The organism is Ruegeria sp. L12, assembly GCF_056531745.1.
This window is the reverse complement of sequence record NZ_JBQFMH010000005.1, coordinates 141,577-153,828: the sequence shown is the minus strand read 5'-3', so window position 1 is coordinate 153,828 and position 12,252 is coordinate 141,577. Positions and strand designations below refer to the sequence as shown.

At 57.8% G+C, this 12,252-nt stretch carries 10 protein-coding genes; 4 read left to right on the top strand and 6 right to left on the bottom strand.

The features are described 5' to 3' along the window. The 6 genes from galU to ACR0K9_RS10305 all read right to left on the bottom strand — a co-directional run bounded on the left by galU (nucleotide 1) and on the right by ACR0K9_RS10305 (nucleotide 8,092). Nucleotides 1-894, bottom strand: a complete 894-nt coding sequence (galU, locus tag ACR0K9_RS10330; RefSeq protein WP_480822884.1) for a UTP--glucose-1-phosphate uridylyltransferase GalU — start codon at nucleotides 892-894, stop codon at nucleotides 1-3. Between the two features lie 212 nt (nucleotides 895-1,106). Beyond that, entirely contained in the window at nucleotides 1,107-2,912 is a 1,806-nt protein-coding gene (locus ACR0K9_RS10325; protein ID WP_480822882.1) for an ABC transporter ATP-binding protein, read from the bottom strand. 1 nt (nucleotide 2,913) lies between these two features. Further along, nucleotides 2,914-3,843, bottom strand: coding sequence for an ABC transporter permease subunit (locus ACR0K9_RS10320; protein ID WP_480822880.1), 930 nt, complete (start codon nucleotides 3,841-3,843; stop codon nucleotides 2,914-2,916). A 10-nt stretch (nucleotides 3,844-3,853) separates the two neighbouring features. Next, complete coding sequence (gene oppB, locus ACR0K9_RS10315) at nucleotides 3,854-4,777, bottom strand: oligopeptide ABC transporter permease OppB (protein WP_480822878.1); 924 nt, start codon at nucleotides 4,775-4,777, stop codon at nucleotides 3,854-3,856. Between the two features lie 67 nt (nucleotides 4,778-4,844). Continuing rightward, entirely contained in the window at nucleotides 4,845-6,473 is a 1,629-nt protein-coding gene (locus ACR0K9_RS10310; protein ID WP_480822876.1) for a peptide ABC transporter substrate-binding protein, read from the bottom strand. A gap of 389 nt (nucleotides 6,474-6,862) precedes the next feature. Then, entirely contained in the window at nucleotides 6,863-8,092 is a 1,230-nt protein-coding gene (locus ACR0K9_RS10305) for a lytic murein transglycosylase (protein WP_480822874.1), read from the bottom strand. Between the two features lie 133 nt (nucleotides 8,093-8,225). Between ACR0K9_RS10305 and ACR0K9_RS10300 the strand changes: the two genes are divergently transcribed. Genes ACR0K9_RS10300 through ACR0K9_RS10285 form a run of 4 tightly spaced genes read left to right on the top strand, consistent with a single transcriptional unit; the run spans nucleotide 8,226 to nucleotide 12,223 of the window. Then, on the top strand, nucleotides 8,226-9,188 hold the full coding sequence (locus ACR0K9_RS10300) for a cytochrome ubiquinol oxidase subunit II (RefSeq protein WP_480822872.1): 963 nt from the start codon (nucleotides 8,226-8,228) through the stop codon (nucleotides 9,186-9,188). After that, complete coding sequence (locus ACR0K9_RS10295) at nucleotides 9,185-11,275, top strand: cbb3-type cytochrome c oxidase subunit I (RefSeq protein WP_480822870.1); 2,091 nt, start codon at nucleotides 9,185-9,187, stop codon at nucleotides 11,273-11,275. The genes ACR0K9_RS10300 and ACR0K9_RS10295 overlap by 4 nt, the downstream gene beginning before the upstream one ends. Continuing rightward, complete coding sequence (locus ACR0K9_RS10290) at nucleotides 11,272-11,904, top strand: cytochrome c oxidase subunit 3 (RefSeq protein WP_480822868.1); 633 nt, start codon at nucleotides 11,272-11,274, stop codon at nucleotides 11,902-11,904. Before ACR0K9_RS10295 ends, ACR0K9_RS10290 begins: the two co-directional genes overlap by 4 nt. After that, a complete protein-coding gene (locus tag ACR0K9_RS10285; RefSeq protein WP_480531280.1) occupies nucleotides 11,897-12,223 on the top strand; it encodes a cytochrome o ubiquinol oxidase subunit IV in 327 nt (108 codons plus the stop codon). The genes ACR0K9_RS10290 and ACR0K9_RS10285 overlap by 8 nt, the downstream gene beginning before the upstream one ends. The last annotated feature ends 29 nt before the right edge of the window (nucleotides 12,224-12,252 follow it).

Genomic DNA, 12,252 nt, shown 5'->3' with positions numbered 1-12,252 from the left:
TTATTGGGCTGCCCGGTCCGAAGCAACGATGTCGTGCAGATATCCGCTCAGATCGTCCCGCAAATCGTCACGATCCAGCGCAAACGAGACGGTTGCCTGTAGGAAGCCCGCTTTTGACCCGCAGTCGAACCGTCGGCCATCGAACTTGTAGCCAAAAACCGGTACACCGTTGGTGATATCTTCGGCAATTGCGTCGGTCAGCTGGATTTCCCCGCCGCTGCCCGTTTTCTTCTGGTTCAGGTTGTACAGAACCGATGGGCGCAGGATATAGCGACCGATCACTGCAAGGTTCGAAGGCGCCTCTTCGGGTTTTGGTTTTTCCACCATGCCCCGCGCCCTGACGACGGTGCCGACATTTTCGCCGGTATCCAGAACTCCGTAAGAGCTCGTCTTCTCGTTCGGAACTTCCATCGCAGCCACCATATTGCCGCCGGATTCCTCATAGGCTTCGACCATCTGTTGCAGGCAGGGTTTGTCTGCAGCGATCACGTCGTCGGGCAGCATGACGGCAAAGGGTTCATCCCCGATCAGGCGCCGTGCGCACCATACCGCATGACCCAGCCCCAGCGCCTTGTGTTGCCGGATATAGGCGATCGCACCGCTTTCCATGTTGGTCTTGTTCAGAACGTCAAGAAGTTCGTCCTTGCCCTTTGCTTTCAGATCCTGTTCCAGCACCAGATTGTGGTCGAAATAATCCTCAAGCGCAGATTTACCGCGCGAGGTCACGAAGATGAATTCCTTGATCCCGGCCGCGCGGGCTTCGTCGATGGCATATTGGACCAAAGGGCGGTCAACCAATGTCATGATTTCTTTTGGCACCGATTTGGTCGCCGGCAGAAAGCGCGTACCCATTCCTGCAACCGGGAAAATCGCCTTGGTGACCTTGCGTGTCATGTTACCTCTCAAATTCGATGCTTTGCCGGCAGGTCGTATCAGCGCCGGCGCCTCCACATAAATCTTAAATCCGTATCAATCAATCGCCCCAGGCAGGAACAGCGTGGGCCGGTTAAAACTTGCCATCAACATCAGGCCAGAGTCAAAAGCAAACCAGACCAGCAGAAAAGCGACACCCCCGACCTGAGACAGAATCGGGGGCACTCAGGGCGTCAGCCGTTGGCCATGATGGTTTCAAGCGAGTCATGTTCAGCGACGAAATGATCCGGCGCGACTTCGCTGAGTTGCGGGACATAATCCGCCTGACCCGTCGATAAACGGCTGGGTAAGAACCGCAGCGCTGCCTTCGGGTCCATTGGTGAGGGCAATTCTCCCGGCAATTTAAGCCTTTGACGGCTGCGTTCGACATCCGGATCGGGAATAGGTACAGCCGAGATCAGCGACTTGGTGTAGGGGTGGATTGGATCTGAACAGATCACCTCACCATCGCCCAACTCGACGATGCGACCCAGATACAGAACCATGATCCGGTTCGAGATCGCCCGTACAACCGACAAATCATGGCTGATGAAGATCATCGAAAGGCCGAATTCCTGTTGCAATTCTCGCAACAATTCGACGATTTGGGCTTGAATGGACACGTCAAGCGCCGAAACCGCCTCGTCACAGATGATCAGTTTTGGCTTGTTGATCATCGCGCGGGCGATTCCGACCCGCTGGTTCTGACCACCAGACAGCTCGTGCGGATAGCGGTTGATCATGTTGGCGTTCAGACCGACCCGCTCCATCATTTCCGCCACCATCTGCTTGCGCTCGCGCTCGGTCAGGTCAGGGCGATAGGTCTTCAGGGGTTCGGCAATCGAGGCCGAGATCGTCATGCGTGGGTCGAGACTGGCCAGAGGGTCCTGGAACACGATCTGCAGGTCTTTGCGATACTTGTTCAGCTCGGCCCGTTTCAGTCCGACAATCGGATTTCCCAACCAGCTGACATTGCCTGCGCTGGGTTCGATCAATTGCAGCACAGCCCGCGCCAGCGTGGATTTGCCGCATCCGGATTCGCCTACGACGCCCAAGGTTTCACCTTTGCGAATGTCAAAACTGACGCCATCGACCGCTTTCAATGCCACCTTTCGCCCGAACAACCCGCCCGAGATTTGAATGGGGAAGTGAACTTTGACGTCATCGACCTTCAGCAGTGGCTCATCAACCACGGGCAGTGCCTTCGGCGCGTCACCCGCATCAATGCGCGGCATGGCTTCCAACAAGGTGCGGGTATAGTCATGTCGTGGCGCGCTAAAAATATCGCGCGTGTCGCCAGATTCGACAAATTCACCCATGCGCATGACCTGAATACGGTCGCACATCCGCGCCACCACACCCATGTCATGTGTGATCAGGGCAATGGCAGTGCCTTCATCCTTTTGCAGGCGCACCATGAGGTCCAGAATGTCGGCCTGAACGGTGACATCCAGTGCAGTTGTCGGTTCATCCGCGATCAACAGCTTGGGATTGCACAGCATCGACATGGCAATCATCACCCGTTGACGCATTCCACCCGACAGCTCGTGCGGGTACTGATCCAGACGGCGCGCCGCCTCGGGGATGCGCACGCGGTTCAGCCAGTCCAAGCAGCGTTGACGCGCGGCAGAACCCTGCAGACCCTCATGAATCTGCAACACTTCGCGCATCTGCTGACCAACGCGCAAATGCGGCGTCAGGGCGGTCAGGGGATCCTGAAAGATCATCCCTACATCTGCACCGCGAATGCGGTTCAGCGCGTTGATCGGAAGGTTCAGGATTTCCTTGCCGTTCAACATGGCCGAGCCCGAGGCGTGTCCGGCAGGCGGCAGCAAGCCCATTGCGGCCATGAAGGTCTGGCTTTTGCCCGACCCGCTTTCGCCCACGATGCCAAGGCATTCGCTAGGGTTGATGTCGAAACTGATGCCTTTGACGGCCTCGACCACACCATCGGGGGTGTCGAACTGGACGCTCAGGTCCTTGACGGAGAACAAACTCATATCAGCGATCCTTCGGGTCCAGTGCGTCACGCAAACCATCACCGATGAAGAACATCGTGATGATGATGGTGACGTAGAATGTCAGCGGGTACAGCAGTTGCCACAAGGTGCCGTAACTCATCGTACCGGCCCCTTCGGCAATCAGACGACCCAGCGAGGTGTAGGGTTCCGAGATCCCGAGACCGAGGAACGAGATGAAGCTTTCGGTCAGGATCATCTCGGGCACCAGTAACGAGGCATATACGATCACCACGCCCAGAAGATTGGGCAGGATGTGGCGGTACATGATGGTGAACTCGCTGACACCGGCGGCACGCGCGGCCTCAATGAACTCGCGGTTCTTCAGGGTCAGGGTCTGCCCCCGAACGATCCGCGCCATGGTCAGCCAGCCCACCGCACCAAGGGCAATGAACAGCATGAAGAAGGACCGTCCTGCGACAACCAGCAGCAGGATGATGACCAATGTCGCCGGGATCGCCAGCAGAATGTCAACGAAACGCATCATCACGCTATCGGTGCGCCCGCCGATATAGCCAGCCGCGATGCCGTAGCATGTGCCCACGATCAGCGCCGTCGCAGCCCCGATCAGACCCACCAGCAGCGAAGTGGTGGTCGCCTGAATAACGCGGCTGTAAAGATCGCGCCCCAGATCATCGACGCCGAAAAAGTGACCGGTCTCGATTGAGGGCATGCCCATGCCGCGCACATCCCCCATGACGTTCCAGTCGATCTCTTCATTGTTCCAGACGGCAAAATACGGACCAAAGATCGTAAACAACACGATCATAGCCAGGATGAAGACACTCGCCATTGCCGCTTTGTTGCGGACAAAACGAATCCGCGCATCCTGCCAAAGCGACCGCCCCTGAATGACCGTGTAGTCGGTGATGTCTTCCGCCAGATGGGCGGCTTTTTGTGATTTTCCAAGCATCGCCAGCCCCTCAATAACGGATTTTCGGATCGAACCAGGCATAGGCCAGGTCGGTCAGCAGGTTCACGATTACGGTTAGTGCGCCATAGAGGATCGTGACCCCCAACAGCACCGCATAGTCGCGCGACAGGGCCGAGCCGACATAAGCCTGCCCCAAACCGCCGGTCGAGAAATAAATGTCCACGAAAACCGATCCGGTCAGTACATAAACAAAGACCGGGCCCAGATAGGACACCACCGGCAGCAGCGTAGGTTTCAGCGCATGACGCCAGATCACGGTTCTGGTCGGCAATCCCTTGGCCCGTGCGGTGCGGATGAAGTTCGAGTTCAGAACCTCCAGCATCGATGACCGGGTGATCCGCGCGATCGAGCCCATGTAGGACGTAGCCAGCGCGATCACCGGCATCACCAGATACTGCCACTGACCGCCGTGCCAGCCGCCGCCCGGCAGCCAACCCAGCCACAGGGTGAAGGTCAGGATCAGGATCGGGCCCATGATGAAGTTCGGCAATGCCTGCGCGGCAATCCCAAGACCGACGGCAATGTAGTCGATCCAGGTATTATGTCTGATAGCAGCCGCTATGCCCAGGCTGACACCCACGGCGGTCGCAAACAGAAACGACAAAGATCCGTAGGTCAGCGAGATCGGAAAACCCTGAGCAATGATGTCGTTCACGTCCCGATCTTTGAACTTGAAGGACGGTCCGAAATCAAAATGCACGACGATGTTGTAAAGATAGTCCCACAGCTGCTTCCACAGCGGTTGGTCCAACCCATAGCGCGCCTCGATATTGGCCAGAACCTGCGGTGGCAATGGCCGTTCCGAGGTAAATGGCCCGCCGGGCGCAACATGCATGAGAAAGAAACAGGCGACGATCAGCAACAGGATCGTCGGAATTGCGACCAGCAGTCGCCGAACACTATAGGCAAGCATTATTCTGCCCCCATGTTTATTGGCTCTGCCCCGGGCGTTCCCGGGGCAGAGCGCGGTTCAATGACGATTATTCGGCGAGCTTATAGAGGTTCTTCGAGTACCAGTTCTGCTCGACATTATTGACCGGCCAATTCCCCACATCGCTGTCCATCATGTAGACACCGGCATAGTGGTAGATCGGGATCACAGGGGTCTCTTGCGCGATGATGCGCTCAACCTCGGTATAGAGCGGCGCCGGATCGTCTGAGGTTTTGGCCTCGGCCAGCAGCTCATCAACGCGGGCATTGTTGTACTTGCCGTCATTGTAACCAGAATCCGACTGCAGCAGATCAAGGAAGGTGGAGGCCTCGTTATAGTCGCCACACCAGGCGCCACGGGCCAGATCGAAGTTTTGGTTGCCGCGTTCTTCAAGGAAGACTTTCCATTCCATGTTGGCCAGTTCGACCTGCACGCCCAGTTTCTGCTTCCACATTTGGCTCAGTGCCACGGCGACCTTCTTGTGGTCTTCCGAGGTGTTGTAGACCATCTCAAAGCTCAGCGGGTTGTCGGGGCCATAGCCTGCTTCGGCCAGCAGTTCTTTCGCCAATTCGTCGCGCTCGGCCTGGCTCATCGACGCCATCTCGACGGTTGGAACGGTGAAGCCTGCTGTGGCTTCGGGGGCGAAGGTGTAGGCTTGGGGTTGACCACCGGCCATCACTTTCTCGGTGACGATTGCCCGGTCTACGGCTAGTGAAAGCGCCTGACGGACATTGGGGTCCTTGAACGCTTCGGGGCCGCCTTCGGACAGGTTGAAGGTGTAGTAATAGTTGCACAGGCGCGGGAAGCTGATGGCTTCTACCGGATGCTCTTCCTTCAGACGCGGATACTGACCAGCCGGAATTTCAGTACGGTCCAGTTCGCCGGCCAGATAGCGGGTCAGAGCGACGTTTTCATCGTTGATGACCAGCGCGACCACTTTATCGACGATGGTGTTGTCATTGTCCCAATACATCTCGTTCCGTTCACGCACCGAGCGTTCCTGCGGCAGATGCTCGGTCAGGACATATGCGCCGTTCGAGACGATGTTTTCGGGCTTGGTCCATGCATCGCCGAACTCTTCGATCACTTTCTGCGGGGCAGGGAAGGTCGTCGAATGTGTGGTCATTTGCGGGAAGTAGGGCAGCGGCGCGCTCAGGCGGACTTCCAGCGTCTTGTCGTCGATGGCCTTGACGCCCAGATCGTCGACGGATGCGTTGCCAGCAATGATCTCCGCCGCATTCTCGATCGACATCAATTCCATGAACCATGCGTAGGGCGAAGACAGTCCCGGATCGACGGCACGTTTCCAGGCAAAGACGAAATCACTTGCAGTAACCGGATCGCCATTCGACCATTTCGCATTGTCGCGCAGCGTGAAAGTGTAGACATCCTTGCTGTCGTTGACCTCGAAACCAGTGGCGACACCGGGGACCAGATTGCCTTCTTCATCCTGGTTCATGAGACCTTCGAACAGGTCGCGCACGATCTCGGCACCCGAGACATCTTCGACAACCTGCGGATCGACCGAGCTGTGCTCGTCCAGTATGCGATAGGTAAAAGTCTGATCATCGGCCAGCGCTTCCCCGGTTTCCGGGTGCGTACCAGCGGCGATTGCAGCGCCCGCGATGATAGTAGAGGACAACAACCCCGCCAGCGAGGTTCGGATTATTCTGTTCATGTGTTTACTCCCATTTTCTTGGCAACCAGTGCCCACGCGAAAGGTGTCGCGGGGTCGACTACCCTTGTGTTTCCGCTATCTGCTGCAGTGTTGCTTTGATCTGAATCGCGAAAAGGGCCGGAAATTGCGGGCCTCGCACGGCAGGGGATGTCGGAAATTCAACTGCGAAAGTTGTCTTTCACTGCCGCAAAACGTGCCAGTTTTTAGGCAAAGGTAAAGAGTTTTAAGGCTGTCGTGTGCTCAAAGATCGAATGAAACCGTAACGGGCAGCGCCCTCGAAATAAAATTTTGAAACATCTCGCTACCATGACATTTTCGTGAAGAACAACATATCGAATAGCGTGAATGAGTTGTGCAAAATACCCGCCGATGGCGAATCAGTGGCGGGTTCAGGGCTTCAGGTGGGCTTTCATTTGCGCCTCGGGGAAACAGGTGGGTGGCTGGCCGGTCGCCTCCTGCCAGCGCCCGATTGAGCGGCGGGTTTTGTAACCGGGCAATCCATCGACGCCACCCACATCGTGCCCTTGCCGGACCAGAGCCTGTTGCATTCGGGCAATATCCGAGCGGTAGAGCCCGCCGACCTTGCCCCAGCGTCCGCTGAAATCCCCGACGCCGTATTGGATACGATCCCCGACATGACCGACGAACAGTGCATAGAGGTCGCTCGTGTTGTAATCCTTCAGCACGTAGAAATTCGGCGTCACGATGAAGGCCGGACCATTCCGACCAGCTGGCATCATCAGGTAGCCTTCGGCGGGCATTTCATGTGCAGGAAATGGTCGGCCAGAGACACGCGTGATGCCCATCGCGGCCCAGTCGCGGATCGGCCGACCCCGATCCGGCCCCTCCAACGCGCACGAGACATCGCGTGGTACGTTCACTTCAAAGCCCCAGTCGCGGCCAGCGACCCAGCCATGTCGTGCCAGGTAGTTGCCGATGGAGGCTATGGTATCTGCTTCGGAATTCCAGATATCGGCGCGTCCATCGCCGTTCCCGTCGATTGCATAGGTCAGAAAGCTGGTTGGCATGAATTGTGGCTGCCCTAGGGCGCCCGCCCAACTGCTATTCAAAACGGGCGTGTGCCCTGCCTCGGCTATCTGCAAGGCCGCTATCAATTCGCCGGTGAAATAGTCGGCGCGCGTGCTCATGAACCCTTTGGTGCCCAGAACCTGAAAGGCATTGTGGCGGATCGGCACCTGCCCATAGCCGCTTTCGCGCCCCCAGATGGCTAGAATGATGCGGGCGGGCACCCCGGATTTTGCCTCGACCCGCGCGAGGGTGTCCGCATGACGCCGCGCCATTTTGCGGCCCACCGAAGTCGCACCTTGCACCGACCCCGCATTGAAATAGCGCCCGGGCGAGCCGAATTCAGCCTGCCGCTGTACCTTCGGCAACTTCTTTTTGCCTCCGAGGGGCACCAAGTCAGGCAAATCCCAGTTCAACGAAACGTCTTCAAAGGCTTGCTGAAAGGTGCGCTGTGAAACGCCCTTTGCTTTGGCTTGCGGCCAGATGGTCTGCTGCAGCCAGTCCCGGAACTGGCGTTCAACCGCTGCGCGATCCTGCGCGAGCGTAGTCGTTGCAAGCAATGTCAGGCAGAGAATGGCAAGAACCCGTAGCATCTCTACCGGTCTCGCGTGCGCGACCTTTTATGTCAACAGGCGCAATTGGATGCCTGTACCCGAAAAAAACTTGAGAAATTCACTGACTCTGCCGATAGTTGCGGAGAACCCAGCCGCAAGAGGACCAACAAGCGTGAGCATTTTTCGGATGTCCACTGCGTCGGCGCAAGTTCTTGCGGCGCTTGCCGTCCTGCTTGTATCGGCCCAGACCGCCGGGGCGAGCGACAGTTTCATGGATCCGCAAGGTCCGATTGCAGCGGTACAACGAACGCACCTGCTGCGTGCGACGGCTCTGATCCTGATCGCGGTGGTCCCGGTTCTGGTTCTGGTGCCGCTTATTGCGCTGCGTTACCGCCGCCACAAGGGGGGGAAAGCGGCCTACACCCCGCATTGGGATTTCTCGGCGAAGCTGGAGTTTCTGATGTGGGGCGTGCCGGTTGTGATCGTGGCGATCCTGTCTTTCTATCTTTGGAAGGCAACGCACCGTCTTGATCCCTATAGCGCCCCGTTCGGTGAAGAACCTGCCCTGCGCGTGCAGGTCGTCGGTCTGGATTGGAAATGGCTGTTCATCTATCCCGATCTGGGTATCGCCAGCGTCGGAGAGTTGGGCATCCCGGTCAGACAGCAGGTGGCGATGACACTGACCTCCGATACCGTGATGCAATCCTTCATGATCCCGGCCTTGGCAGGCCAGATATATGCTATGCCCGGCATGACGACGCAGTTGCATGTGGTGGCGGACATGCCCGAAACGATGCAGGGCGAGAATACGCAGTATAACGGGCGCGGTTTTACCAAACAGAAATTTCAGGCGGTCGCCATGCAACCAGATGAATTCAACACCTGGGTCGACAACGTCCGCAGGAACGGCATTCTTCTTGACCCGCCGACCTATCAAACACTCGCGATGCGCACCGACCGGGATGAGGTTCAGGCCGCGCTCGGCACCGCTCAGATGCCCGAAGATGCACTTTATTTCAAACTGGATGACGGTGACCTGTTCCACAACATCCTTCGAAGGTATCACAGCGGAAAGCCACTGCCACTGAACAAACAGCCCGGCACGACAGCGTTCGGGCAGGAGGTGAGCCAATGACATCCGCCGATACCGGATTCTTTGGCCGCCTGAGCTGGGATGCGTTCCCCATTACCGGGCTCATCCAGAACCCCAACGCAAATGAGATCGTGGCCAACGCAGCCGCTGGCATTGTTGTTGTCAGTGTCGTGGCCGTCGTTGGCATTCTGACATGGTTCCGCCTTTGGGGGCCATTGTGGCGCGACTGGCTGACCAGCGCGGATCACAAGAAGATCGGCATCATGTATATCGTCTTTGCCATCGTCATGCTGGCGCGCGGCGTGCTTGAGGGCGTGGTGATGCGGGCCCAACAGGCAGCGGGGCCGGGGGATGGGTTTCTTGAAGCCGAACATTTTGCCGAACTGTTCAGTACCCATGGCACCATCATGGTGTTCTTTGTCGCCGTGCCCTTCGTTTTTGGCGTCGCGAATTATGTGATCCCGCTGATGATCGGTGCGCGCGACGTGGCGTTTCCGGTGATGAACCAAATCGGTCTTGGCCTAACCGTTTCCGCCGGCATGATGTTGATGGTGTCGCTGGTGGTGGGAGAGTTCTCGACCGGAGGCTGGACAGCCTATCCGCCCTATACCGGGGCCGCCTTCAATCCGGGGGTGGGGCCGGATTACTGGATATGGGCCATCGTGGTCTCGGGCGTCGGCACCACTCTGACTGGCATCAATTTCGCCGTCACCATCTACAAGCTGCGTGCGCCGGGGATGAAGTTCATGCGGCTGCCGATGTATTGCTGGACGATCATCTGCAGCTCGATCCTGATCATTTTTGCCATGCCGCCGCTGGGTGTCGCGGCGCTGTTGCTGGCCGCCGACCGCTATCTGGATTTCCACTTCTTCACCAATGATCTGGGCGGCAACATGATGAACTATGCCAACCTGTTCTGGTTATTCGGCCACCCCGAGGTCTATCTGCTGGTGCTGCCCGCCTATGGCATCTATTCCGAAGTCTTCGCCACCTTCTCGGCCAAGCGCCTCTATGGCTACAACTCGCTGGTCATCGCCACGATGTCGATTGCGGTCATGTCTTTCACGGTCTGGTTGCACCACTTCTTCACCATGGGCCAAAGCGCGTTGATCAATGCGGTGTTTGGTATCGCCACGATGCTGATCGCCATCCCGACCGGGGTGAAGGTCTATGACTGGATGGCAACGCTCTATCGCGGGCGCATCCGGTTCTCAGTGCCGATGCTCTATGGTCTGGCCTTCCTGATGCTGTTCGTGATCGGCGGTCTCAGCGGTGTGATCCTGGCTAATCCGACCGTCGACTATCAGGTCCACAACACGCTGTTCCTTGTGGCGCATTTCCACAACGCTCTGCTGCCGGGCGTTCTGTTCGGCCTGCTGGCTGCCTATAACTATTGGTTTCCCAAGGCATTTGGCTTTCGCCTGAACGAATTCTGGGGCCGCGTTTCGGTTTTCTGCTGGACCGTCGGCTTCCTGCTGACCTTCATGCCGCTTTATTTCGTGGGCCTGATGGGCATGCCACGCCGGTCGTTCAGTTGGGAGGACCCAAGCTTTCACCCCTATATGATCACCGCCGTGATCGGCGCGCTGGTGATCACCTGCGGGTTGTTCTCGGTCCTGATCCAGCTTTGGGTCAGCATCCGCGATCGCGATCAGGCACGCGCGCCGGTGGGCGACCCGTGGGATGGGCGCACGCTGGAATGGTCGATCTCGTCGCCGCCGCCGCCCTATAACTTCGCCATCATCCCCAACGTCACCGAACGCGATGACTTTGCCGCCACTAAGGAACGCGGCGACGCCTATCCCGCGCCAGACGCCTATGAAGATATCGAGATGCCGCGCAATACAGGGATTGGCTTTATCTTGTGTGTATTCAGCGGTGTCTGGATGTTTGCTCTGGTCTGGTGGATCTGGTGGCTGGCCGTGCTGATGACGGTGCTCATGATCCTCGCCGTTATCGTCTGGAGCTTTGATACCAGCACCGAGATCATCATTCCCGCCGAAGAGGTCCGAAAGGAACACGAAGCCTGGCTGGCGCTGGTCCGCAGCACACCCGCCGTGGATCGCGACCACGAAAGTGCCCCCGAAAACCGCGGCCTTGCCCGCCCGGACATGGAGACGATGACATGAGGCGCGCACCATCATACAGCTATCCGGGCATCAATCTGGGCGAGGATCACGCCAGCGCGCACAAGGCGACCGAGATCGTGACCTTCGGCTTCTGGGTATTCCTGATGAGCGATCTGGTCTATTTCGGCCTGATGTTCGCGATCTACATCACCATGATCGACGCGCAGGCCGGTGGGCCGGGGCCGCATGAGTTGTTCGATCTGAAGAGCATTTTCGCCCAGACCCTGATCCTGCTGACCAGCAGCCTGACCGTGGGATTGGCCATGCTGGCGTTGAAATACAACCTGCCCCGATGGCGCATCGTGCTTTGGTTTGGCGTTACTCTGGTGCTGGGGCTCAGCTTTCTGGTGCTGGAAGTCCGCGACTTCATGAACATGGCCGCGCTCGGCGGGGTCCCGCAGCGCAGCGGCTTTCTATCGGCATTCTTCGGTCTGGTTCCGTTGCATGGGCTGCATGTGGCGGCCGGATGCTTGTGGCTGATCGTGTTGGGCATCCAATTGCGCGTGATGGGTCTGACCGACCTACTGATGTCGCGTATGGTGCGGCTGGCGCTGTTCTGGCACTTCCTCGATCTGATCTGGATCGGCATCATCACCATCGTGTATTTCGGAGGGCTGTCTTATGGATAAACGCACCGAGATGCACCGGCGCGAGCGTCGTCGCTATGTCATCGGCTATGGCGGCTCGCTGCTGCTGACCTTGTTGGTTTTCGGCATCGCCTATCACTTCGGTATCCGGACCACCGGCGTCTATTTGACCATCGCCCTGCTGGGACTGGCGCAATTGCTCGTGCAACTGATTTATTTCCTGCATATCGACCGACGCCGCAGCAGCCGCGAGGATCTGGATCTGATCCTGTTCTCGACTCTGGTATTGCTGATCATCATCGGCGGAACCGTCTGGATTCTGGGGAATTTGGCCATGCGGATGCATATGCCGATGATGTGAGCCAAGAATGACGGTAGCGGTATGATACT

Excerpts from the sequence above, each read along its gene's own strand:
- galU (WP_480822884.1), bottom strand. The coding sequence starts at position 894 with ATGACACGCAAGGTCACCAAGGCGATTTTCCCGGTTGCAGGAATGGGT.
- ACR0K9_RS10325 (WP_480822882.1), bottom strand. The coding sequence starts at position 2,912 with ATGAGTTTGTTCTCCGTCAAGGACCTGAGCGTCCAGTTCGACACCCCC.
- ACR0K9_RS10320 (WP_480822880.1), bottom strand. The coding sequence starts at position 3,843 with ATGCTTGGAAAATCACAAAAAGCCGCCCATCTGGCGGAAGACATCACC.
- oppB (WP_480822878.1), bottom strand. The coding sequence starts at position 4,777 with ATGCTTGCCTATAGTGTTCGGCGACTGCTGGTCGCAATTCCGACGATC.
- ACR0K9_RS10310 (WP_480822876.1), bottom strand. The coding sequence starts at position 6,473 with ATGAACAGAATAATCCGAACCTCGCTGGCGGGGTTGTTGTCCTCTACT.
- ACR0K9_RS10305 (WP_480822874.1), bottom strand. The coding sequence starts at position 8,092 with ATGCTACGGGTTCTTGCCATTCTCTGCCTGACATTGCTTGCAACGACT.
- ACR0K9_RS10295 (WP_480822870.1), top strand. The coding sequence starts at position 9,185 with ATGACATCCGCCGATACCGGATTCTTTGGCCGCCTGAGCTGGGATGCG.
- ACR0K9_RS10290 (WP_480822868.1), top strand. The coding sequence starts at position 11,272 with ATGAGGCGCGCACCATCATACAGCTATCCGGGCATCAATCTGGGCGAG.
- ACR0K9_RS10285 (WP_480531280.1), top strand. The coding sequence starts at position 11,897 with ATGGATAAACGCACCGAGATGCACCGGCGCGAGCGTCGTCGCTATGTC.